We start from the raw sequence: 23,743 nt of genomic DNA, 5'->3' as shown, positions 1-23,743 counted from the left end.
GGGCTGTTTCGGCACGGTTCCTGAATGCCCGCTGCTTCCGTCCGGATATCCGGGGTGCGCGAAACGGCGCAGGTCGGAGCGCAAATCGGCGCTGGCAAAGCCCGTCAGTCACCGATTGCGCCGAGAGTCGGTTAGCGGGAGGGATTGCACGCCACCGCCATGACAAGACCGCCGCTGCCAATCTTATGCTCATAGGTGAAATCTTTTGGCAGATACATCGCGTCGCCGGGCCGGAAAGAGTGTTTGCGACCGTCGGGCGTGACCTGTTCAGAGCCACCGTGCAGGCAGAACAGAACGCTTTCGTGAATTCCGTCACCGACCGCGGTATGTTCAAAACCGGCCTTGAAAGTGGTGATATGGAAAGAGAAAGAGGACCCCTGATTGGCATTTGTTATCAGGCGATGGGTATATTCGATACCTTCCTTCAGCCAGATTTGCTCAACATCTTCCTGACGGCTCCATTCGATCCGGTCGCCCATGAGTATATTCCTTTTCAATGTGGTGCCGCCATACAGAAAGAGGAAGGCAGCACCGTGGTCAATAAAGGATTGATCCCCATAAGTTTTTCCTATGCGGCCATTGCCGGGCTATGGCGCGCCTGCCGGTCGGGGTCCGCTGTGGAGCCGCGATAGTTTATTCAAATGACCCCAGCGCCAATTGAACGGGGTGCCGGGCCGGATAATGTGCGACCCTGCGCATGTCCGGAAACATCCGTAAACGCGCGCTGCCGCTTCATCCGCGGAGTGCGGGCCTGTTGGCCGACGCGACGGTCGGGAACAGGTTGCAACCGGCTCCGGCAATCTTGTTATGGCCTTGCACGACGGTGATGCGCTACCTTGGCGTATCCCCGAACCGCGCAGCCAACTGGCCAAACGCGGAAGCCCTGATCACGTGAGCGCTATGAACGTCGATTTCCGTAAGTTGCAAAGCTTCGTCAAGATCGTGGACGCGGGCAGCATCTCGCGTGCCGCGGGACTTTTGAACACCGCGCAACCGGCGCTCAGTCAGCAGCTGGCGGCGCTGGAGCAGTATTTTGGCGAGCAATTGCTGATCCGGTCCAACAGTGGGGTGTCCCCGACGCAGGCCGGGCTGGTGCTGTACCGGCACGCGCATTTCATTCTCAAGCATCTGGAGCAGGTGTCCTATGACGTGGGACGGGCCTCTTCGGATCTCGCGGGGCATGTCTCTGTCGGGCTGGCCACCTATTCGACCACCTCGGTTCTGTCGTTGCCGATCATTCAGGAGGTGCAGCGTCTGCATCCGGGGATCACGCTTTATATCAACGACAGTTTTGGCCAGATCCTGTCGGAACTGGTCATGAGCGGACGCATGGACATGGCGATGATCTATGCCAGTCAGCCGATCAAGGGCACGCAACTGACACCTTTGTTTTCCGAAGAGTTGTTTCTTGTGACGCCGGAAGATCATCCGCAGATCGGCGAGCCCGACACGCCGGTCGAGTTGCAGAAACTGGCGAATGTCCGACTGGTTTTGCCGGGGCGGGATCACTTCTTGCGCAAGCTGATCGATCAGGCCTTTGGGCGCGTGCGGATAGAGCCCAACGTGGTGGCGGAAATCGATTCCGTCGGGGCCCTTGCGGCGGCGGTCGAGGCGGGCATCGGGTCCAGCATTTTGCCGATGTCTGTGGCGCGCGGCACGGCCGGGCTTGAAAGCGCGCCGATCCGGCGTCTTGTCCGCCCCACCATCGAGGCACGGGTGTCGATATGCACGCCAGATCCAATGCCCATGAGCGAGCCTGCGCTGGCGGTCAAGGCGGTGTTGCTGAAGGTTGTGGCCGAATTGCTGGAAACCGGACCTGAGGGCCTGACGGCGATCTGACCACGCCCCCCCCATCACAAAATGCGATAGCCCCAGACAGTCTCTGTTGTGGGCAACGGGCGGCGGCTTTCGGCAGTGTGAGGGTATGTGACAGGCCCATGACACGCAGCGCCAGATGGTGCCGGAAGCCGGTCACAGGTTCAACGATAGGGAATACTGATATGACCGGTTTCAAGAAACGCGCATTTCTGCGCGCCAGTACACTTGCGCTTTGTTCCGTTCTGGCCCTTCCGAGCCTGGCCCAGGCCGAGGACATTCTGATCGGACTGATTTCGCCCAACTCCGGCGCCAATGCGCGGTACGGCGCTTTTGCGCAGCGCGGGGCGCGGCTTGCGGTGGATGAGATCAATGCCGCCGGCGGAATCGACGGACGCCTGCTGAAAATCGTGCCTGCCGACAGCGTCTGCACGCCGGTCGAGGGGGTGTCGGCCACGCAGCGCCTGATAAGTCAGGACAAGGTCGATTTCATCATCGGCGATATCTGTTCGTCGGTCACACTGGCGATGCAGCCACTGGTTGAAGATGCCGGCATTGTGCTGGTCAATGCCGCCTCATCGAACCCCGAGATCACCTACAAGGCCGGTGTCGGCGGCTTTAAACATTCCTTCCGCAATTATCCCACCGATGAGATCCGCGCCAAGGCGGTTGCGGAATACGCGGTCGGAAAAGGGCTGACCAAATACGCGGTTCTGTCGGTGGACAGCGACTATGGACGCGGCGCGATCGCCTATACCAAGAAATACCTCGCCGAATTGGGGGCCGAGATCGTCACCGAGGACTACTACAAGGAGGGTGAGGTCGATTTCCGCTCGGTTTTGACCAAGATCCGCAAGTCCGGTGCCGACAGCATCATGATCTATGGACTGGCGGACACAACGCCGATCATTGCACGCCAGATGATCGAGACCGGCCTCGCGGGCAAGCTGCCGCTGCTGGGCAATGGCGAGTTCTCGGCCGCCGCGACAATCGCCGCCGCACCCAAAGCGATGGAGGCCGCCATCGAGGCGGCGGCATGGTTGCCGGCGCATGACAGCGACGGATCGAAGGCCTTCGTTGCCACCTACATGCAGAAATACGATGGCGAAGAGCCCAACAACCACGCCTATGGCCATTGGGAAACCGTGCATCTGCTGGCCAGCGCCATCGACGCCGCTGACAGCACCGAGGCCGACGCTGTGATCGCGGCCCTTGAGACGATCAATTTCCAGAGCCCGATGGGCACGATCACCTTTGACGACCATCACCAGGCCATCCGGCCGATGCTGATGCTTGAGATCCGGCAGGGCGCGCCGGTGATCACTGGCGCGGTGGCGGGCGTCGTCTCTTACACCGGCAACTGAGCACCAGCGGGATAGGGCAGGCTATGATTTCCACCATACTGGAACAGGTCCTCAACGGCATATCGACAGGGGCGGTCTATGCGATCGTCGCGGTTGGCATGACGATGATCTTCGGCGTTCTGCGCGCCATCAACTTCGCACATGGCGAGTACTACATGCTCGGCACGTTCGGCGGTTGGTTCGCAATCAGCGCCTTTGGCCTGCCCTATCCCCTGGCTGTCGTGATCGGCGTGGTTGCGACGATGTTCATTGCCTATGTTATCGGTCGTCTGGTCATGCAGCGCATGATCGGCGTGCCCGAAGAGGCCAGCGTCGTGGCGACGCTGGGCATTGCGCTTATCCTTCAGAACACCGTGATTCTGGTGTTCGGCGGCAGCTACAAGTTCTTTTCGGCAGGCTATATCGAGCCGGTGTTCTTTGGCGAAATCGGCATTGCCCAGCAACGTTTGCTGATCATCGCCCTTTGTGTGCTGGTCTTTGTCGGGCTGGAACTGCTGGTGACGTTCAGCCGCATGGGCAAGGCGATGCGCGCGGTGTCGCAGAATGTCGAAGCCTGCGCGGTGGTGGGGATCGACGTGCGCACCGTCGTGCTGTCGACCTTTGTTCTGGGCACCGGGCTGGCCGCCTTTTCCGGCATCCTGACCGCGCCGGTCAACGTTTCTGTTTACGGCGGCATGGGTGAGATCATCACCTTCAAGACGCTGCCGATCATCGTCATGGGCGGGTTGGGCAACGTGCGCGGCACCCTTGTTGCGGCGATGATCCTCGGCATCGCCGAAAGCTTTGTCGCCGGGAATTTCGGTCTGCAATACCGCGACTCCGTCGGGTTTGTGACCCTGATCCTCATGCTGCTTTGGCGGCCGCACGGACTGTTCTCTGCCAAGGCACGATTTTGATCCCGGCGCGACCGACTTCAACCCGACAGGACCAACTGATGACCAATTCTCACTCTCTCGCCCGTACGATCACACCCCGCACCCGCGATTTGCGCTGGCCCGTTTCGGCGGCGCTGGTGGGGCTGGCCCTTTCGGCGCCGCTGTTTCTGGGCACCTATGCGGTACATGCGCTTGTGGTGGCGATGATCTTTCTGCTCCCGGCACATGGGCTGAATCTGCTGGTCGGCTATACCGGGATGCTGTCGCTGGCGCAGGCCGCCTTTTTCGGGATCGGAGCCTATTGCGCCGCGCTGATGTCGACCCATTTCGGCACCTCTTTCCCGGTCAACCTCGTGGCGTCGGTGGTTGTGGCCATGGCGGTGGCGGTGCCGCTGGGCATCCCCGCGTTGCAACTGCGCGCGACCTCTTTTGTCATGTGTACCCTTGGCTTTGTCATTATCACCCAGGCCATCGCCAAAAACTGGATCAGTGTGACCCGTGGCGACATGGGGTTGTCCGGGCTGGAAAAGCCGACCGTCGCGTTTTTCGGCTGGAGCTGGACGGCCGGAAGCGCGCAGGAAGCCTATTACCTTGCGTTGGCCACGGCGGCGCTTGCGACATTTGTGTTCTGGCTCATCGTGCGCTCGCCCGCTGGGCGCAACCTTGTCGCCATCCGCGAGAATGAGACATTGGCGGAATCGCTGGGGGTTCCGACGTGGCGCTACCGGCTGGCGGCTTTCGTGATCGCAGCGGGGTTCGCCGGGGCAGGTGGCACGCTTTACGCACAGTACATTTCGGTCGCGAGCCCGCTGATGTTCCAGACGCTTTATACCACGACGATGCTGATCATCGTTCTGGGTGGCGGCGCGGGGTCGATCTCGGGCGTGGTCTTTGGGTCGGTGCTGTTTGTGGCGCTCTCCGAAGGGCTTCGGGTCGCGCCAGAGATGCGTATGATCGCCTATGGCTTTTGCCTGTTGGTGCTGGTCTTTCGCTTTCCGCGCGGTTTTGCCCCCTATCTCGCCCTGATCTGGGACCGGATCGGCGGTATCACCCGCAAGGAGGGGTCGGCATGAGCGCGGCGGTTTCTGTACTGGACGTCAAGGGCCTCAGCAAAAGTTACGGCGCGGTCAAGGCCGTCGACAATGTCGACCTGCATATCGACCACGGTGAGATCCTTGGCCTGATCGGACCCAACGGGTCGGGGAAGTCGACCTTCTTTGACTGCACCACCGGCCTTGCCGAGCCTGACCGGGGCAGGGTCTCGCTCGAAGGGCAGGACATTTCGAAATGGTCGCTCAACCGCATCGCCCGCGAGGGCCGGATGCTGCGCAGTTTTCAGAAAACCGTGGTGTTCAAAAAGCTGGACGTCGAAGAAAACCTTGTCATCGCGGGGCAGATGTTCACCTTTTCCGGTGTGCTGCCGACCTTCGGCGTCGGCCGCGCCACCCGGTCCAAGGTCGCGGGACTGCGAGAACATGCCCGCGAATTGATCAAACTGGTCGGTCTGGAACATGTCGCGCACATGCCTGCGGGCAACCTGTCTGGCGGCCAGCAAAAACTGATCCAGTTCGCGTCGATGCTGATGCCCGATCCGCGGCTGATCATGCTGGACGAGCCGATGGCCGGCATCAACCCCAAGCTGATCGAGAAGGTGGTGGAGACCATCGAATATGCCAACCAGAAGATGGGCGTCACCTTTCTGATCATCGAACACAACATCGACGTGGTCACCAGCCTGTGTTCGCGGGTCATCGTGCTGGATCGGGGGCGCAAGCTTTGCGAGGGCACACCGGCCCAGGTCATTGCCAACGACGATGTACGGGAGGCTTACCTTGGCGGCTGAACACAACATTCTTTCCATGCGGGATCTTCGGGCGGGCTACGCCACGCTCGACATCCTGAACGGCGTCACGCTTGACATTCCGCAGGGTGAATTCGTTGCCCTGATGGGGCCGAACGGGGCCGGGAAATCGACCCTGCTGAAGACCATTTTCGGCATGACCACTTTCAAGGGCGGATGCATCGAATGGCGCGGCAAACAGATAGCCGGACTGTCGTCGCGCCGGGTGTTGGCAGAGGGGATTTCCTATGTGCCGCAGGGGCGGTGCAACTTCCCGCTGATGAGTGTGCAGGAAAATCTGGAAATGGCGGCCTACACGATCCGCGATTCCGGGGTGAAGGCCGACCGCGACTACGTCTACGACCTGTTCCCGGCACTCAGGGAGCGCCGCGCCACATTGGCTGGCAATATGTCCGGCGGCGAGCAGCAACTGCTCGAAGTTGCCATGGCTGTGCTGCAACGGCCCAAGGTGCTTTTGGTCGATGAGCCTTCGGTCGGGCTTTCGCCGGCGGCCATTGGCGTCGTCTTTCGGGAACTGCTGCGGCTGCGGGCCGAAGGGCTGACCATTTTGCTGGTGGAACAGAACACCCGCAAGGCCATGGAAGTTGCAGACCGCGCGGTGATCCTGCGGCTGGGAGAGGTGATCTGGGACGGCAAGCCCTCGGGCATCTCGCACGAGGAACTGGGCGACCTGTTCCTGACAGGTCGGCTGCGCGGCGAGGCCCGCCATAACGAAACGCTATCGGACTAGAATCTGTTGATGTTGGCCCCGAACAGATGGCCGGGGCTAGAGTCAATCCAACGAAACGGCGCGACGCCCGTACCTGACAGACACTGCGAAAGACCGGCACCGGCTTTCGCGGCAGGGACGGCTTTGCCAGAGAGATCAGGAAGACGACATGGCCAAACTCGCATTCGATACCGGCGGTACATTCACCGACTTCGCCCTGCTGGACGACAGCGGAGAACTGCACCTGCACAAGGTGCTTTCGACCCCGCTGAACCCGGCGGACGCGGTGATTCAGGGGGTCAGCGATCTGCTGGAACGCTTCCGGGGCAGTGTCGACCGCGACGGTTTGCAGATCCTCGGCGCGACCACCGTTGTGACAAACGCCGTGCTAGAGCGGCGCGGTGCGGAAACCGCGTTGATCGCGACCGAAGGGTTCGAGGATATCCTGCGCATCCGGAACGAAGGGCGCTATGATCTTTATGATCTCAAGTTGCAGTATCCCGATCCGCTGGTCGGCCGCGACGATACCTTTGGCGCGCCCGAGCGGTTGACCGCCACCGGGGTGACGATCCGCGATCTGGACGAGGACCGCATCCGGGAACTGGGCACGAAACTGACCGAACGCGGCATCAAGTCGGTCGCGGTCTGCCTGTTGCATGCCTACAAATACCCGCGCCACGAACAGCGGGTGCGCGAACTGCTGGCCGAGACCGCGCCGGATGTCTACGTGACGGTTTCGTCGGACGTCTGCCCCGAGGTGCGTGAGTTCGACCGCGCCTCAACCACGGTTGCCAATGCCTATACCCGTCCCCTGATGGAGCGGCACGTTGAGGAACTGGCCCGCGCCTTTGGCGAGCGGGGGATCGACCGTGACCTGCTGTGGATGACCTCGTCGGGTGGCCTTGTGCCCAGCCCGCGCGCTGCCAAACTGCCGGTGCGGTTGATCGAGTCCGGCCCCGCCGCGGGTGCTGTGGCCGCAGCCGAATTCGGGCGGATCGCCGGTGAGACCAGCGTCCTGTCCTTCGACATGGGCGGCACCACGGCGAAGCTGTGCCTCATTCCCAACGGAGAGCCGACCATCAGCACCGAGCTTGAGGTCGCGCACTACCACCGCTTCCGCAAGGGATCGGGCTTTCCGTTGAAAATCCAGTCCATCCACATGATCGAGATCGGGGCGGGCGGCGGGTCCATCGCCGCCAAGAATGCGCTGGGCTTGCTCAATGTCGGCCCCCGCTCTGCCGGTGCCTTGCCCGGACCGGCGGCCTACCAGCGCGGCGGCACCGAGGCGACCGTGACCGATGCCGATATCGTGCTGGGCTACATGGGGACGGAAAACTTTGTAGGGGGCAGCTTCAAGGTCTCCAAGGACGCGGCGATCGCGGCGGTCGACAAGCTGGCTGCCGACCTTGGCGTAAGCCGCGAGCGTTGCGCATGGGGGATTCATGACCTGGTGAACGAGGCCATGTCAAAAGCCGCCGCCATGCATGCCACCGACCTTGGCGTCGATCCGCGACAACTGCCGATGGTGGCTTTTGGGGGGGCCGGTCCGGTGCACGCCTATGGCATCGCCCGCAAACTGGGGATCTCGCGCATCATCTGTCCCACCGGGGCGGGCGTCACCTCTGCCCTGGGACTCATGATCGCCCCGGTCGCGGTCGACGTTTCCGCCTCCAGCCCGATGGCGCTGGCGAAATGGGACGGTGCGACGGTCAAGTCGATGCTGGCCGGGCTGGCGCAACAGGGCGAAGACGTGGTCATCGCCACCGGCGTCGCGCCGGAAACCATCGACTATCGCTACAGTGTCGATATGCGCCACGTTGGACAGGGTCACGAAATCAGCGTTGTATTGCCTGATCTCGACCTGCCTGAGGACCAGTTCCTGGCCGAACTGGAGGCGCGATTCTATGCCCACTACATCGAGCTTTTTGGCCGCAAGGTTGAAAACTCGGGCATGGAGATCATGACCTGGCGGTTGCGGGTCAGCGGCGAGAAGGCCAGCGCCAAGCGCCCGGTGGCCGAAGTTGTCGGACCCAAGCCGCTGAAGGGGCACCGCAAGGTCTATTTCGACACCTTGGGCGAGACCGTCGATACCCCGGTTTACGACCATTACGCGCTGCCAGTGAACGAGGTGTTCAACGGTCCGGCAATCATCGAACAGCGGGAGTCCAGCATCGTGATGGGCCCCGAAGGCAAGGCGCATGTCGATGCAAAGGGCAACCTGATCATCGACATCGAGGAGAAATGAGCATGCTGAAACTGACAACCGACCTGACCGACCCGATCACGCTTCAGGTGATGTGGAACCGGCTGATCTTTATCGCCGACCAGGCCGATACCGTGCTGGGCCGCACCGCTTTTTCACCGATTGTCCGCGAAAACCACGATTACGTCACCGTGCTGCTGGACAGCCGTGGGCGGGCGCTTGCGCAATGCACCTGGTCGATCCCGGTCTTCATCTCGTCATTGCCCGCCGCCGCCCAGCAATACTTCCTCAAGAAGTTCACACCGGACATGCTGGTCGAAGGCGATGTGCTGGCGACCAACGATCCCGAGATCGGCACCGGCCATCTGCCCGACGTCACGATGATCACGCCGATTTTCCGCAATGGACGGATCATCGCCTATGCCGGGTCCATCGCGCACCTGCCTGACATCGGTGGCCGGCCGCTGCATTCCGAAGCCAGCGACATCTTCGAGGAAGGTATCCGCTTTCCGATCGTCAAACTGCACAAGGCGGGCGAGCCCAATCAGGACGTACTGGACATGATTGCCGCGTCGGTGCGGTTGCCAACCGAGGTCAAGGGCGATCTTGACTCCATGGTCGCTGCCAACAAGGTGATGGGCCGCGAGTTGCTGCGCTTTCTCGATGAATATGGGCTCGACGAGATCGACACGCTGGCCGACGTGATCCACGACATGTCCGAGCGCCAGACCCGGTCCGCGATCCGCAACTGGCCGAACGGCACCTACCGGTCCGAGGTCACTCTGGACGGATACGGCGACGACATCCTGCTCAAGGCCGAGGTTGAGGTGAAAGACGACAGCGTGCATGTCGATTATGCCGGGTCATCTGCCCAAGTGCTGAACTCGATCAACTGCCGCACCAATTACCGCTATGCGCACACCGCCTATGCGTTGAAATGCCTGCTCGATCCCGAGACGCCCAACAACGAAGGCTGCATCGTGCCCTTCACCGACGAGGCGCCGGTGGGGTCGATCCTGAACCCACAGGCCTGGACAGCGGGTAACTCTCGCAACCTGATTGGGCATGTCATCCCTTCGATGATCTTCAAGGCGCTGGAGCAGGTCGCCCCGGACGAGGTCATTGGCGACAGCGGCGGCGCGCCGATCTGGGCCGCCAATTGCGTCGGCCAGCGCGCCGATGGCACGCAATACGGTTCGGTCCAGAATTTTCACGGCGGACAGGGGGGGCGTTCGGATTCCGACGGGCTGGACACGCTGTCCTTTCCTTCGAATTGCAAGGTCACCGCGGTCGAGATGTACGAACTGGTGGTGCCGGTGCTGACCGAATGCAAGGAACTGATCCCCGACAGCGGCGGGGCGGGCAAATTCCGTGGCGGGCTGGGCCAGCGCGCGGTGCTGCGCAATTTGGGCGAAACGCCGATGTCGGTCTACCTTGCCTCGGAACGCACGCGCATTCCTTGTTTCGGAGTTGTCGGCGGTCATGACGGACGGATCGGCAAGGTTCTGAAGAACGACCAGCCGCAGTTTCCCAAAGGCAAGATCACCTTGCAGAGCGGCGACCGCCTGACGCTGGAAACACCCGGCGGCGGCGGCTGGGGGAACCCGGCAGAGCGCGACCGGGCGCTGGTGGCGCGCGACCTCAAACTGGGGTTGGTCACACCCGGCGCGGCGGCGGAAATCTATGGATATGAAGCGGAGGAAGAATAATGGCACAGGCTGACACCGGAAAACTGGCTCTTGTCACCGGCGCGGGCTCGGGCATGGGCCGCGAAATAGCGCTGGGTCTTGCGGCCGCAGGACACGAGGTGGTCCTGTGCGGGCGTCGCCCCGGTCCGCTAGAGGACTTGGCCAAAGAGATCGGAAAGTCCGGCGGCAAAGCCCGTCCCGAAACGCTGGATATCACCGACCGCGATGCAATCGATGCACTGGTCAGGCGGTTGGAGGACGACGGACGGTCGGTAGAGATCCTGATCAACAACGCCGGCAGCGCCAGCAAGGTTCTTAATGCCCGCTGGCTACCGGAAGACGAGTTTGAGACAACTGTCCGCACCAACCTCACGGCGGTTTTCAATTTCTCGCAGGCGGTGCTTCCGGCGATGCTGGCAAAGGGCGAAGGAACCATCATCACCGTGTCCTCTCTGGCGGCTGTGAATCCCAATCTGCTGGGCGGGGCGGCCTATGGTGCGGCAAAGGCCGGGGTGCGCAATTTTATGGGATTCATGCACAATACCTATCGCCACCAAGGTATCCGGTCGATCTGCGTGCTGCCGGGCGAGGCCGATACCCCGATCCTGAACAACCGTGCCCGACCGCCCAGCGGGCAGGAACGCGCGCGGATGCTGGCGGCAGAGGACGTGGCCGCCGCGGTGCTGATGTGTGTGTCGCTGCCGCCTCGGGCGACGGTGCCTGAACTGCATATCTGCCCGACGTTCCAGCGCGACATTTCCGAGGATCTGGAAATCGCCCGCTGGCAAGGCGCGCCTTCGGACCTGCCGGACCTGCCGCCGAAATTCCGGGAGGGCGGCCAATGAACGGCGCAAAACTTCGCGCCCGCCTGAAAGCGGGTGAAACCCTGACCATGCTGAACACGCACCATGTGTCTTCGGGGCTGGCGCAGCGGATGACCGAACTGGGTGCCGATGCCTTGTTTCTCGATTGCGAACACGGGATGTGGAGCCATGACGACATCCGCAGCCATGCCCAGATCGCCCGTTCGGTCGGCGGGGCCGGAATCGTGCGGCCGCATTCGCATGAGCGACCGCTGATGATCCGTTACCTGAACGCTGGCGCCGACGGGCTGATGGTCCCGATGGTCGACACCGCCGAGCAGACGGCGGCAATCGTCGATGCGGTGCGGTATGCGCTGCCGACCTCCTACGAAAACCGTCTGGTCGTCTGCATGATCGAAACGCCCGAGGCGGTCGGCAATCTGGATGACATGCTGAAGGTCGACGGTGTCGACGTGTTCTTTGTCGGCCCTTCGGACCTGTCACAGAACATGGGCTATTCGCCCGCGCTGCCCGCAGGTGAGCCGCGTCCAAAAGAGGTGGTCGAAGCCATCGAAGAGGTCTTTGCCAAGACCCGCGCGGCGGGGCTGGCCACCGGCACGCTGGTACGCGAGGTCGACATCGCCCATTTCACCGGCAAGGGCGCGCAGTTCCTCTACATCCATTCCGACCCATTCCTGAAGGCCGGTTTGGAAAAGATGAAGGGGTTGATCGCCTCTTGATTGCAGGGGCGGTCGCGGGCAGACGACCCGGTCCGGGGATTTTCAGCGACTCAAGGTTTTGGCCTTGGGTCGCGTTTTGTTCAAGCGGTTGAAATGGAATACAAAAACCGCCCATAAGTTTCTTCAATGGCCCCATGCCGAAGCTATTCTGGCCGTTCTTCAAGCCCCCCCCTACGCTAGGTCATCAGCTCGATTTCCGGCCTTGTCGGGGTTTCCGGGCAGATGAGTTACACTCAAAAAAACAGGGAGTCCGACGTGCGCAACATCATGACACACCAATCCAAGGGACGGCTGGGCGGAACACTCCGCAGGCTTGTCACGGCCACTGCGCTGACTTCGACCATGGCGCTTTCCGCCATGGCGCAGGAAGTCACCGTGGTCATGGATCCGATTGCCTCGGAAAGCACACTGTACTGGGAAACAGAAGGTGCTTTCATGCTGCCCTCCTTGCAGGGACTTGTGGGCAACGATCCGGCAACCGGAAAGTTCGACAACAGTGGCCTGGCGGAAAGCTGGGATGCAAACGCGGATTTGACCTCGTGGACGTTCAAGCTGAAGCCTGACGCAGAGTTCAGCGGCGGCTGGGGCAAGGTGACCGCCGCCGACGTGGTGCACAGCTTTGAGCTGCACACCGGCGAGGACAGCCGTCTCAGCGGTATCGGAAACCTGCGTGCGGCCACCGTGACAGCGGTGGACGACCATACCGTCCGCTTCGACTTCGATGCGCCGCAGGCCGATTTCCTGTTCCTGCTGGCCGGTCGCGGCGTGCTTGCGATCTACTCGAAGGCACAGTTCGATGCCGAGGGACTGGACGGATACAAGACCAAGCCCGCTGGCTCCTCCCCCTTTGTCTACGAGGGCACTGAACTGGGTCAGGGTATGACCTTTTCGACAGTGGATGACCATTGGTCGGGCAAAAGCGCCGACTACGACACACTTTCGATCCGCTTCGTCGGTGAGGCGGCGACAAAGCTTGCGATGCTTCTTTCCAAAGAAGCCGATATCGTCAGCCTTCCGCGCGAGCTTCAACCGCAGGCTCTGGATGCTGGCTTTGAGATCATCGGCTCTACCCAGGGGGCCAGCCAGACCGCGATGGTCTTTGGCGCGCTCTATACCGATCCCGACGGCGGCGAATTGCCAAAGGGCCTGCCGTGGGAAGATGTCCGGGTGCGCGAAGCGATGAACCGGGCACTGGATCGCGAACAGATGATGGACGTGCTCTATTCCGGACGCGCCTCAATGCTGCCGGTCTTCACCATGGATGAGCAGTATGAAGGGTACACCGCAGAGTTGGCCGAGAACTTTCCGGCGGCCTATGGCTATGATCCCGAGCGCGCCATCGCGCTTTTGGCAGAGGCCGGTTATCCGGATGCTTTCGACGATCCGGTTATTCCGATCATCCTGACCTCGTTGCCCGGCAACCCGGAGTTCCCGCTGATCTCGGAATTGGCGCAGGCCTTCTTTGAATCGGTCGGGCTTCAGACCGAGATGCGCGAAATGGACGGTGCCTCGATCCTTGCTGCACGGCGCGCCCGCAATGCGCCATGGATCATGCCGGTACGCAACGCACCGATCCGTCCGGCGCAGATCGGCTTGCAGGTCTATTTTTCGAAGGTGAACCGCCCGACCGCCTATGTCGACGATCCGGAAGTCAATGCGCTCTTTGACAAGCTCGCCGCCTCGACCGACATGGAAGAGCGCGACGCGCTGGCCTCGGAAATTTTCACCATGCTCTATGACGAGTACACTCATATCCCGCTGGCTAAAATCTTTGCGGAAGTGACCGTGAACCCCGAAACCATCAAGGGTTGGCAATTCCCCGGCTCGACTTCCAGTGGGCTGAGCCACTACCACCTGATCGAAACCGCCGAGTAAATCGGTGTCCAGAGGCGGCCTCACGCGGGCCGCCTCGTCCTGAAGGAGCGGTTGATGAAGAAGTATATCTGCATAAGGTTCGTCGAAAGTCTGGCCGCCATTCTGGTGATCACCATGATGGTCTTTGCCCTGACCCACATGTCGGGCAGCCCGGTCGACGCGCTTTTGCCGCAGGATGCGACACAAGAGCAGATCGATGCGCTTGTGCGCGCCTGGGGCCTCGATCAGCCGCTGGCGGTTCAGTATGTCACTTTTCTACAAAACGCCCTGGTCGGTGATTTTGGCGAGTCCCTGAAATGGCGCGGCTTTTCCGCCATGGGCGTGGTGCTCGACCGGTTCCCGCAGACGCTGTTTCTGGGGGGCGTCGCTGTCGCGCTGTCGGTGGTGGTTGCCATCCCGCTTGGGGTGATGGCGGCGATGAAGAAAGACGGTCCCGTCGACAAGGGCGCGCAACTGTTCTCGCTTTTCGGTCAGTCGGTGCCGCAATTCTGGTTTGCCATCCTGTTGATCTGGTTCTTTGCGGTTGCCCTGCAATTGCTGCCGACGTCCGGCTCTGGCAGCTGGAAGCATGTGATCCTTCCGGCGATCGCAATGGCCTGGTTCCAGATTGCCGCGCTTAGCCGTCTGACCCGGTCCGCCATGCTGGAAGTGCTGGACGAAGAATACATCAAGCTGGCCCGCGTCAAGGGCGTGAGTGAGCGGCGGGTGGTCTGGGTCCATGCCCTGCGCAATGCCGCCGTGGTGCCGCTGACCTATTTCGGCGTGCTGGCCGGTTCGGTTCTCACCGGCTCTGTCACCATCGAGACCGTGTTCTCTTGGCCCGGTCTCGGCTGGGTCGCGATTGAGGCGATCCGCGCCCGCGACTTTCCCGTGGTGCAGGCCGTCGTCGTGGTCTTCGCTGTCATCTACATCGTATCGAACTTTCTGGTGGATATCCTCAATGCCTATATCGACCCCCGTGTCCGGACCTGATGCCATGCCCGAACCGCGCCGCATATTTCCCTCATCGCGGTTCTGGGCCGAGGCGCGCAGCTGGCCGTTGGTGCCCATGGCAATCATCCTGCTGGTGCTGATCATACCCGGCTTCTTTGCGACGTACCTCGCGCCTTACGGGCCGATGGAAATCGACATGCGGTCGCGTCTCCAGCCCCCGGTGTTCTTTGGCGGAGACTGGACCCACGTTCTGGGCACTGACCGGCTGGGCCGCGACATCCTGAGCCGAACCATGCATGGTGCCTGGTATGCGATGTCGATTTCGGCCACGGGCATTGTGGCGGGCGTGGTGATCGGCAGCAGTCTTGGCCTGGTCGCCGGATATGCGCGCGGGTGGACGGACACGATCATCATGCGGCTGGTGGACATCTCTCTGGCGCTGCCGGCGATTCTTTTGGCACTGGCGCTGGCGGCGATGTTCGGGCCCAGTTTCCAGTCGGTGATCACTGTCGTCGTCTTTGTGCTATGGGCCTATTTCGCGCGTCAGGTCCGTGCCGAAGTTCTGTCGCTGCGCGAGCGCGATTTTGTGGCACGGGCGCGCGTCGCGGGTTCGTCACATTTCAAGATCCTTCGCAGACACATCTTTCCCAATGTGCTGAACACCGTTGTCGTGCTGGCCACACTCCAGGTCGGGATTGTGATCTCGCTCGAAGCCTCGTTGAGTTTTCTCGGCATCGGCATTCCGCGCCCGACGCCGACATGGGGCATCCTGGTGGCCGACGGGCGCGAACTGATCGTCTCGGCCTGGTGGATTTCATTTTTTCCGGGGCTGACCATCCTCTTGGTGGTGCTTTCGGTGAACCTCTTTGGCGATTGGCTGCGCAATCGTCTCGACCCCAAGACGAGGCAGATGCGATAATGAAGGATATGGACACAGACACCGTTCTGGACGTGCGCGACCTGACCACGACAATCTCGAACAAGCGTGGTGAGTTTGTCGCCGTCGACCGGGTCAGCCTGCATCTGAAACGCGGCGAGACACTGGGCCTTGTCGGGGAAAGCGGAAGCGGCAAGAGCCTGACCGGGTTGTCGCTGCTGCGGCTGGTGCCGAAACCGGCGGCGCGGGTGTCCGAAGGCGAAGTGGTGCTGGACGGCATCGACCTGTTGGGCCTTTCGGAAGAAGAGATGCGCAAGATCCGTGGCCGCAAGATCTCTATGATCCTGCAAGATCCGCAGACCTCGCTCAACCCGTCATTTACGGTGGGCCGCCAGATCATCGAGGCCCTGGAACTGCACACCGACACGCCGCGCCGGTCGCTGCGTGAAAAAGCCATCGACATGCTGCGCAAGGTGCGGGTGGCGGCGCCGGAACACCGGATCGACGCCTATCCCCACCAGATGAGCGGCGGCATGCGCCAGCGCGCGGTGGGTGCGGTGGCGATCTCCTGCGGGCCGGATGTCATCATCGCCGATGAGCCGACCACCTCGCTCGACGTGACGGTGCAGGCGCAATACATCCGGCTGTTGCAGCAATTGCAGCGCGAAACCGGCATGGGGATCATCTTTATCACCCATGATTTCGGCATCGTCGCCAAGGTCTGTCACCGGCTGGCGGTGATGTATGCCGGCCAGATTGTCGAAACCGGCCCGGTCGATCGCATCTTTGACAAACCCGGCCATCCCTATACCCGCGCGCTGCTTGACTCGGTACCGAAGTTGCATGGCCAGCAGGGGCGCCTGCCTTCGATCAGCGGCACGCCGCCGCCGCTGTGGGACCGGCCCAAGGGCTGCAAATTCTCGCCGCGCTGCGCTTTTGCCGACGACCGCTGCCGCACGCAGGAGCCGCCGGTGATCGACAGCACAGAGCCAGATGGCCGCGAGCACTGGGCCCGCTGCTGGAAACCGGAGGCCAAATGACCCGACCCATCTTGCAAGTCCGCGATCTGTCGCGCAGCTTTCCCGTGGGAAACAATCGTCACGTGCGCGCCGTCGAGGGCCTGAATTTCGAGGTTCCGGCAGGCCAGACCCTTGCCCTTGTGGGCGAGTCGGGCTGTGGCAAGACCACGACAACCAAGCTTATCCTGCGGCTCGACGCGCCGACCTCCGGTCAGGTTCTGGTGGACGGCGAGGACGTGCACGGGCTGCGCGGCGCACGTTTGCGCAACTACCGCGCCAAGGTGCAGGCGGTTTTTCAGGACCCCTGGGCCTCGCTCAGCCCACGGATGCGGGTACGCGATATCGTGGCCGAACCGCTGGAAGCGACACAGCGGCTCAGCCGAAAGGAAATCGACCGGCGTGTGCACGAGGTGCTGGATGCGGTCGGTCTGCGCGCCGATCAGGCCCGAAATTTCCCGCATGAGTTTTCGGGCGGTCAACGTCAGCGCATCGCCATTGCCAGCGCCCTGGTGTCAAAGCCTGAACTCATCGTGCTGGACGAGCCGGTGTCGGCACTTGATGTTTCGATCCGGTCGCAGATCATGAACCTCTTCAAGGATTTGCAGGACGAACTCGGCGTCAGTTACCTGTTGGTGGCGCATGATCTTGCCACCACGCGCTATCTCGCCGATTGGGTTGCGGTGATGTATCTGGGCCGCATCGTCGAATATGGACCGTCGGAACAGATATTTTCCGCGCCTCAGCATCCATACACCAAGGCCCTGTTTTCCGCAGCGCTGCCAAGCCACCCGTCGATGCCGGATACCGAGATCGTGCTCGAAGGCGAAATCCCGTCGCCATTGTCGCCACCGGACGGCTGCGCCTTTCATCCGCGTTGTCATCTCTGCCTCGGCGAGGTTTGCCAAAGTGACCGTCCCGAGGCGCAAGGGCCGGAAAACGGGGTCAGTCTCGCGTGTCATCGCGGGTTTGACTGGGGAACAACGGCCTAGCCCATCCAATGCCGTGACGCGCGAAATAGCACGGCGGGCATCGCGATCAGCGGGCAAATTTCTTTTGTGCGGTCCCCGGCCAGAACCAAAGCCGTTTGGCCGGGGACCGCGTCCGCCTTTGCAATTCACGGGGTCTGACCAGCGCCAGAAACCGGCCTTGAGGTGGCGAAACTGGCCCGCGCCAGTGTCAGCACCATTCAAAAAAATATTTCACCACGCATCGCGCGTGATCGACGGTTTGCCGCCCTCTCCCGTGGTGCGCATGTCGGATAACCCGTGGTCACGCGCCCGATTTTTGGCGTCCGGACCCGCTTTTGATGTCCGGTGTCTGGGCGGGCCTGCTCCATCGGATTTCACTATGGCCCTAGACCAACTCGGACGGAGCGAGCGCCAGCCGATGCGCTGTAGGCTGCCTGCGAGAACCAAGACATGCAGGAAACGGAGGCTGTCATGACCAGTGTCAAAATCGCCCGTCGCGTCACCGACATACGTGTATCCCCAAGCACGGTCGCTGCCCAGAAGGCTCGCGACCTGAAGGCCGAAGGCCGTGACATCGTTGATCTGACGGTGGGTGAGCCGGACTTCGACACGCCAGAGGCCATCAAGGAGGTCGCCATCGCCGCGATCCGTGCCGGAGAAACCAAGTACACGCCGGTGAACGGGACAATTGCGTTGCGCAAGGCGATCCAGCACGACTATTCCACCCGGCTTGGCATTGATTGCGCTCTGGATGCGATCTGCGTCGGGGGAGGGGCCAAGCAGATTCTGTTTCTTGCGCTGACCGCAACCGTCGAGAGCGGGGACGAAGTCATTATTCCGGCCCCCTATTGGGTGTCGTATCCCGACATGGTTGTGGCCAACGGCGGCACGCCGGTGATCGTGCGTTGCGATGAGGCCGCCCGATTCAAGCTTACCGCCGAGGCACTTGAGGCCGCAATCACTCCGGCAACGCGCTGGGTCGTGCTGAACTCTCCCTCCAACCCGACCGGCGTCGCCTATACCGCCGCCGAGCTGCGCGCCTTGGGCGAGGTCTTGTTGCGGCATCCTCATGTCATGGTGCTGTGCGATGAGATCTACGACCGTATCTGGTACGCCGATTTCCCGGTTCAGAGCATTGCCTCGGTCATGCCGGAACTGGCGGGTCGGGCGCTGGTGGTCAACGGTGTGTCAAAGTCCTACGCCATGACGGGCTGGCGGATCGGTTACGCCTCCGGTCCCAAGGTGCTGATCGACGCGATCAACAAGCTGCAATCCCAATCGTCGTCCTGCCCGTCCTCGATCAGTCAGGCTGCGGCGGCGGCGGCGCTGACGGGCGATCAGTCCAGTGTCGAGGCGACGGTGCAGGTCTACCGGGACCGCTGTGAGAAAACCTGGGAGCGGCTGAACGCGATCGACGGCCTGAGTTGCGTCAGGCCGGACGGGGCCTTTTATCTGTATCCGAACTGTGCCGGGGTGATCGGCAAGACGACGCCCGAAGGAAAAGTGATCGAAAACGATCTGGATTTTGTCATCTACCTTCTGGAAACGGCGGGCGTGGCATCAATCCATGGCGGGGCCTACGGACTCGAGCCGCATTTCCGCATCTCCACGGCAACCTCCATGGACATCCTCGAAGACGGCTGCGCGCGGATCGAAAAAGCCTGCAAGGCGCTGTCATGACCGGCACGCTTGCACAGATGTTCGGGCTGGCGGGCAAGCGTGCGCTTGTGACCGGATCTTCGCAGGGGATCGGATTGACGCTGGCGCGGGGGCTTGCGCAGGCGGGGGCGGCCGTGGTGCTGAACGGGCGCAACGCAGAGCGGGTCGCGGCGGCCTGCACGACCTTGCGCGACACCCTGCCGGACTCCGATATCGACAGTCTCGTTTTCGACGTGACAGACCATGACGCGGTGCAAGAGGCCATCAATGGTTTCGAGCGGGAAAACGGCGCTATCGATATTCTGGTGAACAATGCAGGGATGCAGCATCGCGCCCCGTTGGAGGATTTTCCGCCTGAGCGTTTCAATGCGCTGATGCAGACAAATATCGCATCGGTGTTTCATGTGGGACAGGCCGTTGCGCGTCACATGATCCGGCGGAAAGCGGGCAAGATCATCAACATCTGTTCGGTCCAGACTGCGCTCGCGCGGCCCGGCATCGCGCCCTACACCGCGACCAAAGGTGCGGTTGGCAACCTGACCAAGGGTATGGCCACGGACTGGGCGCGGCACGGCCTGCAATGCAACGCCATCGCGCCCGGTTATTTCGACACGCCGCTGAATGCGGCCCTTGTCGGCGATCCCGAGTTCACGTCCTGGCTCGAAAAACGCACGCCTGCGGGCCGTTGGGGCAAGACCGAGGAACTGGTCGGCGCTTGCGTCTTCCTTGCCTCGAATTCCGCCAGCTTTGTGAATGGCCATGTTCTCTATGTCGACGGCGCAATCAGCGTCTCCCTTTGAACCCGGCCCCCTTGTCACCATCGCTGTGTCCGGCTGTGGCATGGCCATCGCCGGAGAGGCGCTACACCCGTCGTCCCGCGACGAAACTGCCCTGCACCATCATGCGATCCTGCCGCTGATGCGAAGGCACGAACAAGGCACTCTGGAGGATGCGGCCGGATTGTGCGCGCCCTCAGAGGATCGAAAAGAAAGAAACCGAAATGAAGCCGACAATTTTGCAGATGGGTGCCTATCCGGAATGGGATGAGGGCCCCTTGAACGAAAACTATGATGTGCGCCGATATTTCGAAGCCCCCGACAGGCCGGCCTTTCTGGCTGACTGTGGCGCGGACATTCGCGCCATCGCCACACGCGGCGAACTGGGGGCAAGCAAAGACATTATTGACGCCTGTCCCAACCTTGAACTCATCTCTGTCTATGGCGTGGGCTACGACGCCGTTGATTTGACCGCCTGCCGTGCGCGTGGCGTGCGCGTGACCAATACACCTGACGTCCTGACCGGCGATGTGGCGGATCTGGCGGTGGCCATGATGCTGGCGGTTTCTCGCGGTCTGGTCGGCGCAGAGGCATGGGTGCGGAACGGAGATTGGGCAAACGTCGGAAACTACCCTTTGCAACACAGGGTTTGGGGCCAGCGGGCCGGAGTCCTTGGCCTTGGGCGCATCGGCTTCGAAGTCGCTAAACGCCTGCGCGGCTTTGACATGGAGATCGCGTATTCTGATATCTCCGAAAAACCCTATGCCCCCGATTGGACCTACGTGGCGGACCCCGTCGCGTTGGCCCAAAGGTCTGATTTCCTGTTTGTGACGCTGGCCGCCTCGGCAGAGACCCGCCACATCGTGAACAGCGAGGTGCTGGGGGCCCTTGGGTCCGATGCCGTGCTGATCAATGTTTCGCGCGCCTCCAATATCGACGAAGCGGCCCTGATCGACGCGTTGCAAACAAAACGTCTGGGCGCGGCGGCGCTGGACGTGTTCGAAGGCGAACCGGCGATTGACCCACGGTTTCTCACGCTGCCGAACCTGTTGCTTCAGCCGCATCAGGCCTCTGGCACCGTCGAGACACGAAAGGCGATGGGCGCTTTGGTCCGGCAGAATTTGGACGCGCATTTCGCAGGCGAAGCCCTGCTGACACCGGTTTTGTGAGGTCATCGTGAAAGCCATAGTGATACATGCCGCGCGAGATCTGCGCGTTCAGGAGTGGCCCGACGATGCACTTGGCGAAGGGCAGGTTCGGCTCCGGACGGCTGTGGGCGGGGTCTGCGGATCGGATCTGCATTACTACAATCACGGCGGGTTCGGCACTGTCCGGCTGCGCCAGCCGATGGTGCTGGGCCATGAGGTGTCTGGGGTTGTTGTTGAAACCGGTCCCGGAGTCACCGAACTGGCGCCGGGCGATCTGGTCGCCGTTTCGCCGTCGCGCCCCTGTGGTGCCTGTCGCTACTGCCGTGAAGGGCTGCCCAACCACTGCGAAAACATGCGGTTTTATGGATCGGCCATGCCATTTCCGCACATTCAGGGGGCTTTCCGTGAGGATCTGGTGGCCGATGTCGGCCAATGTGTCCGCGCCACGGGGCTGACCGCCGAAGCGGCGGCGATGGCAGAGCCGCTGTCTGTCGCGCTCCACGCTGTCCGGCGGGCCGGAGACCTTGTCGGCAAGCGGGTTCTTGTGACCGGCTGCGGCCCGATCGGCCTGCTGTCCATTCTTGCGGCCCGCATGGCCGGGGCCGAAGAGATCGTTGCCACCGACCTGTCCGATTTCACGCTTGCCACGGCGCGGAACATCGGGGCCGACCTGACCGTAAACACTGGCCGCAACCCCGATGGGCTTTCGTCGTTCGCCGCTGGCAAGGGCAGTTTTGACGTGCTCTTTGAATGCACGGGTGTCGCCGCCGCCGTTGCCTCGGCGATCCCGACCATGCGGCCACGGGGGATCGTGGTTCAGCTTGGCCTCGGGGGTGACATGCCGGTCGCCATGATGCTGGTGACCAGCAGGGAACTCGACCTGCGCGGTTCTTTCCGGTTCCATGCCGAATTCCCGACCGCCGTGGCGGCCATGCAAGCGGGCCGGATTGACGTGGCCCCTCTGATCACCCACTCCGTTCCGTTGTCCGAGGCTGTGCAGGCCTTTACAGCGGCGTCGGACCGCACCACGGCGATCAAGGCCCAGATCCGGTTCTCGTGACAGGGGGGCTTGGCGGGGCGGGGGCAATTCATTCCATTCGCGCAGGCCCTTGCCGCTGCCGCACTGGGCCGGCCTTTCGGGGCCGACGATGATGGCCAAGGCCCGCGTGCCTCGCGACGGGCGGCGGTTCGTTTGACCAACACCACCTGTCCGGGCGCGCAAAGCGCCCGGCTGCGCCCAAGCCCGAATGCTGTTTACACAACGTCAATAACTTCTAAAGCTAGGTGTCGGGTGCGGCTTGCAATGGCATCATCGGAAAAACGGGTTGTGAAAAAGAATGCGACGAACCGCCAGTCTTTCGAGACCCTCGTTGATGTCATTGATAGTCTCAACGATCTTCGGTGCCCTGTTGCTTTCGGGTCCGGCGCGCGCTCAGGCCAATGTGTTCGATCCCGGTTGGACCATGCAGCCCGGCCAGTCCGTCCTGAATTTCCAATCCGTAAAGAACCGCGTGATCGTCGAGACCGGCAGTTTCGCTTCGCTGCGTGGCAAGATCACCGCTACCGGTGACGTGACAATCGAAATTCCGCTCGAGTCCGTTGATACAAAGGTTGATCTGCGCAACGTGCGGATGCGGTTCATGTTCTTCGAAAGCTTCAAGTATCCGACGGCCACCGTAACCGCGAAACTGGATCCGGCGATGTTGGCGGATCTGCCGAAAGTGCGGCGCAAGCTGATGGATATTCCGGTTGTTCTGGACCTGCACGGGGTGCGCCGACAGCTCGAAACGCAGGCCATCGTGACTTTGCTGAGCGAAAATTCCGTCGCGGTGTCGACGAGCGTTCCGATTTCTGTCGCGGTCGAGGATTTCGGACTGACCGACGGCATGGAAAAGCTGACCGAAGCCTCTGGATTTGAAATCCTGCCCTCTGCGTTTGTTTCTTTCGACTTCGTGTTTTCGCGTGACGGGACCGCCGGACTGCCCGACGCCGCCGTGATCCGTCAGGAAGTGTCCCTGCGCAACAGTGCCGTCGAACTGGAGGGCAATCTGGACTACGACGCCTGCAAGGGTCGGTTCGAAATCCTGTCGCGCACCGGCAACATCTACTTCGGCTCGGGCAGTGCAAGCCTGCAATCGGACAGCCTGCCATTGCTGAATCAGGTGGTCGATATCGTGTCGCGCTGCCCCGGCATGACAATCGAGGTCGGTGGCCACACGGATGCCGACGGCGGCGCAGCCGCCAACCTGACGCTGTCCGAGGCGCGCGCCCGGTCCGTCACCGAACATCTTGTATCGGCTGGCGTTGATGCCCGCCGCATCCGGAGCGTCGGTTACGGCGAAGCGTCCCCCGTCGCGCCCAACGATACGACGCGCAACAAGGCCAAGAACCGCCGGATCGAATTTGCGGTGGTCGAAAGGTAAGCTATGC

The 23,743-nt window shown here is 61.9% G+C and carries 21 protein-coding genes; 20 read left to right on the top strand and 1 reads right to left on the bottom strand.

The annotated features are described in order from the left end of the window. Positions 1–131: 131 nt before the first annotated feature. Entirely contained in the window at positions 132–479 is a 348-nt protein-coding gene (locus tag ACN0S5_RS12220; protein ID WP_417208566.1) for a hypothetical protein, read from the bottom strand. 421 nt (positions 480–900) lie between these two features. Here ACN0S5_RS12220 and ACN0S5_RS12215 point away from each other — a divergent pair, with 421 nt between their 5' ends. The 20 genes from ACN0S5_RS12215 to ACN0S5_RS12120 all read left to right on the top strand — a co-directional run bounded on the left by ACN0S5_RS12215 (position 901) and on the right by ACN0S5_RS12120 (position 23,736). Further along, complete coding sequence (locus tag ACN0S5_RS12215; RefSeq protein ID WP_417208626.1) at positions 901–1,839, top strand: LysR substrate-binding domain-containing protein; 939 nt, start codon at positions 901–903, stop codon at positions 1,837–1,839. 161 nt (positions 1,840–2,000) lie between these two features. Next, positions 2,001–3,179: an ABC transporter substrate-binding protein gene (locus tag ACN0S5_RS12210; RefSeq protein WP_417208565.1), complete on the top strand. Its 1,179-nt coding sequence runs from the start codon at positions 2,001–2,003 to the stop codon at positions 3,177–3,179. 23 nt (positions 3,180–3,202) lie between these two features. After that, complete coding sequence (locus tag ACN0S5_RS12205) at positions 3,203–4,075, top strand: branched-chain amino acid ABC transporter permease (RefSeq protein WP_417208564.1); 873 nt, start codon at positions 3,203–3,205, stop codon at positions 4,073–4,075. 38 nt (positions 4,076–4,113) lie between these two features. After that, on the top strand, positions 4,114–5,127 hold the full coding sequence (locus ACN0S5_RS12200; protein WP_417208563.1) for a branched-chain amino acid ABC transporter permease: 1,014 nt from the start codon (positions 4,114–4,116) through the stop codon (positions 5,125–5,127). Next, positions 5,124–5,897 (top strand): ABC transporter ATP-binding protein, encoded by a 774-nt coding sequence (locus tag ACN0S5_RS12195; RefSeq protein ID WP_417208562.1) that lies wholly within the window; start codon positions 5,124–5,126, stop codon positions 5,895–5,897. The genes ACN0S5_RS12200 and ACN0S5_RS12195 overlap by 4 nt, the downstream gene beginning before the upstream one ends. Further along, positions 5,887–6,645: an ABC transporter ATP-binding protein gene (locus ACN0S5_RS12190; protein WP_417208561.1), complete on the top strand. Its 759-nt coding sequence runs from the start codon at positions 5,887–5,889 to the stop codon at positions 6,643–6,645. The genes ACN0S5_RS12195 and ACN0S5_RS12190 overlap by 11 nt, the downstream gene beginning before the upstream one ends. A 148-nt stretch (positions 6,646–6,793) precedes the next feature. Beyond that, the gene (locus ACN0S5_RS12185; protein ID WP_417208560.1) at positions 6,794–8,869 is read left to right on the top strand and encodes a hydantoinase/oxoprolinase family protein; all 2,076 of its coding nucleotides are present in this window, start codon (positions 6,794–6,796) and stop codon (positions 8,867–8,869) included. A 2-nt stretch (positions 8,870–8,871) separates the two neighbouring features. Then, positions 8,872–10,536 (top strand): hydantoinase B/oxoprolinase family protein, encoded by a 1,665-nt coding sequence (locus tag ACN0S5_RS12180; RefSeq protein WP_417208559.1) that lies wholly within the window; start codon positions 8,872–8,874, stop codon positions 10,534–10,536. After that, positions 10,536–11,360, top strand: a complete 825-nt coding sequence (locus tag ACN0S5_RS12175) for an SDR family oxidoreductase (RefSeq protein WP_417208557.1) — start codon at positions 10,536–10,538, stop codon at positions 11,358–11,360. The genes ACN0S5_RS12180 and ACN0S5_RS12175 overlap by 1 nt, the downstream gene beginning before the upstream one ends. Continuing rightward, positions 11,357–12,058, top strand: coding sequence for an HpcH/HpaI aldolase family protein (locus ACN0S5_RS12170; protein WP_417208556.1), 702 nt, complete (start codon positions 11,357–11,359; stop codon positions 12,056–12,058). The genes ACN0S5_RS12175 and ACN0S5_RS12170 overlap by 4 nt, the downstream gene beginning before the upstream one ends. A gap of 255 nt (positions 12,059–12,313) precedes the next feature. Next, positions 12,314–13,933, top strand: a complete 1,620-nt coding sequence (locus tag ACN0S5_RS12165) for an ABC transporter substrate-binding protein (protein WP_417208555.1) — start codon at positions 12,314–12,316, stop codon at positions 13,931–13,933. Positions 13,934–13,987: 54 nt separating this feature from the next. Continuing rightward, entirely contained in the window at positions 13,988–14,905 is a 918-nt protein-coding gene (locus ACN0S5_RS12160) for an ABC transporter permease (protein WP_417208554.1), read from the top strand. Positions 14,906–14,909: 4 nt separating this feature from the next. Further along, positions 14,910–15,785 (top strand): ABC transporter permease, encoded by an 876-nt coding sequence (locus ACN0S5_RS12155; protein ID WP_417208553.1) that lies wholly within the window; start codon positions 14,910–14,912, stop codon positions 15,783–15,785. Beyond that, a complete protein-coding gene (locus ACN0S5_RS12150) occupies positions 15,785–16,783 on the top strand; it encodes an ABC transporter ATP-binding protein (RefSeq protein WP_417208552.1) in 999 nt (332 codons plus the stop codon). Before ACN0S5_RS12155 ends, ACN0S5_RS12150 begins: the two co-directional genes overlap by 1 nt. Then, complete coding sequence (locus tag ACN0S5_RS12145) at positions 16,780–17,751, top strand: ABC transporter ATP-binding protein (protein WP_417208551.1); 972 nt, start codon at positions 16,780–16,782, stop codon at positions 17,749–17,751. Before ACN0S5_RS12150 ends, ACN0S5_RS12145 begins: the two co-directional genes overlap by 4 nt. A 450-nt stretch (positions 17,752–18,201) precedes the next feature. Next, positions 18,202–19,410: an aspartate transaminase gene (locus ACN0S5_RS12140; protein WP_417208550.1), complete on the top strand. Its 1,209-nt coding sequence runs from the start codon at positions 18,202–18,204 to the stop codon at positions 19,408–19,410. Continuing rightward, the gene (locus tag ACN0S5_RS12135; RefSeq protein WP_417208548.1) at positions 19,407–20,189 is read left to right on the top strand and encodes an SDR family oxidoreductase; all 783 of its coding nucleotides are present in this window, start codon (positions 19,407–19,409) and stop codon (positions 20,187–20,189) included. Before ACN0S5_RS12140 ends, ACN0S5_RS12135 begins: the two co-directional genes overlap by 4 nt. Positions 20,190–20,389: 200 nt before the next feature. Next, positions 20,390–21,334 carry a 2-hydroxyacid dehydrogenase gene (locus tag ACN0S5_RS12130; protein ID WP_417208547.1) on the top strand — a complete coding sequence of 315 codons (945 nt, stop codon included), beginning with the start codon at positions 20,390–20,392 and terminating at the stop codon, positions 21,332–21,334. Between the two features lie 7 nt (positions 21,335–21,341). Continuing rightward, positions 21,342–22,373 carry an L-idonate 5-dehydrogenase gene (locus ACN0S5_RS12125; protein ID WP_417208546.1) on the top strand — a complete coding sequence of 344 codons (1,032 nt, stop codon included), beginning with the start codon at positions 21,342–21,344 and terminating at the stop codon, positions 22,371–22,373. A gap of 313 nt (positions 22,374–22,686) precedes the next feature. Beyond that, positions 22,687–23,736, top strand: coding sequence for an OmpA family protein (locus ACN0S5_RS12120; RefSeq protein WP_417208545.1), 1,050 nt, complete (start codon positions 22,687–22,689; stop codon positions 23,734–23,736). Positions 23,737–23,743: the final 7 nt, after the last annotated feature.

Origin of the sequence: Antarctobacter sp., assembly GCF_048262615.1 — a bacterium.
Taxonomy (GTDB): Bacteria; Pseudomonadota; Alphaproteobacteria; order Rhodobacterales; family Rhodobacteraceae; genus Antarctobacter.
The sequence above is the reverse complement of the archived record's forward strand: the minus strand, read 5'-3'. Positions and strand labels throughout refer to the sequence as shown.

Bases quoted from the DNA above. Each gene is read 5' to 3' on its own strand.
- ACN0S5_RS12220 (WP_417208566.1), bottom strand. From the start codon at position 479: ATGGGCGACCGGATCGAATGGAGCCGTCAGGAAGATGTTGAGCAAATC.
- ACN0S5_RS12215 (WP_417208626.1), top strand. From the start codon at position 901: ATGAACGTCGATTTCCGTAAGTTGCAAAGCTTCGTCAAGATCGTGGAC.
- ACN0S5_RS12210 (WP_417208565.1), top strand. From the start codon at position 2,001: ATGACCGGTTTCAAGAAACGCGCATTTCTGCGCGCCAGTACACTTGCG.
- ACN0S5_RS12205 (WP_417208564.1), top strand. From the start codon at position 3,203: ATGATTTCCACCATACTGGAACAGGTCCTCAACGGCATATCGACAGGG.
- ACN0S5_RS12200 (WP_417208563.1), top strand. From the start codon at position 4,114: ATGACCAATTCTCACTCTCTCGCCCGTACGATCACACCCCGCACCCGC.
- ACN0S5_RS12195 (WP_417208562.1), top strand. From the start codon at position 5,124: ATGAGCGCGGCGGTTTCTGTACTGGACGTCAAGGGCCTCAGCAAAAGT.
- ACN0S5_RS12185 (WP_417208560.1), top strand. From the start codon at position 6,794: ATGGCCAAACTCGCATTCGATACCGGCGGTACATTCACCGACTTCGCC.
- ACN0S5_RS12180 (WP_417208559.1), top strand. From the start codon at position 8,872: ATGCTGAAACTGACAACCGACCTGACCGACCCGATCACGCTTCAGGTG.
- ACN0S5_RS12175 (WP_417208557.1), top strand. From the start codon at position 10,536: ATGGCACAGGCTGACACCGGAAAACTGGCTCTTGTCACCGGCGCGGGC.
- ACN0S5_RS12170 (WP_417208556.1), top strand. From the start codon at position 11,357: ATGAACGGCGCAAAACTTCGCGCCCGCCTGAAAGCGGGTGAAACCCTG.
- ACN0S5_RS12160 (WP_417208554.1), top strand. From the start codon at position 13,988: ATGAAGAAGTATATCTGCATAAGGTTCGTCGAAAGTCTGGCCGCCATT.
- ACN0S5_RS12155 (WP_417208553.1), top strand. From the start codon at position 14,910: ATGCCCGAACCGCGCCGCATATTTCCCTCATCGCGGTTCTGGGCCGAG.
- ACN0S5_RS12150 (WP_417208552.1), top strand. From the start codon at position 15,785: ATGAAGGATATGGACACAGACACCGTTCTGGACGTGCGCGACCTGACC.
- ACN0S5_RS12145 (WP_417208551.1), top strand. From the start codon at position 16,780: ATGACCCGACCCATCTTGCAAGTCCGCGATCTGTCGCGCAGCTTTCCC.
- ACN0S5_RS12140 (WP_417208550.1), top strand. From the start codon at position 18,202: ATGACCAGTGTCAAAATCGCCCGTCGCGTCACCGACATACGTGTATCC.
- ACN0S5_RS12135 (WP_417208548.1), top strand. From the start codon at position 19,407: ATGACCGGCACGCTTGCACAGATGTTCGGGCTGGCGGGCAAGCGTGCG.
- ACN0S5_RS12130 (WP_417208547.1), top strand. From the start codon at position 20,390: ATGAAGCCGACAATTTTGCAGATGGGTGCCTATCCGGAATGGGATGAG.
- ACN0S5_RS12120 (WP_417208545.1), top strand. From the start codon at position 22,687: ATGTCATTGATAGTCTCAACGATCTTCGGTGCCCTGTTGCTTTCGGGT.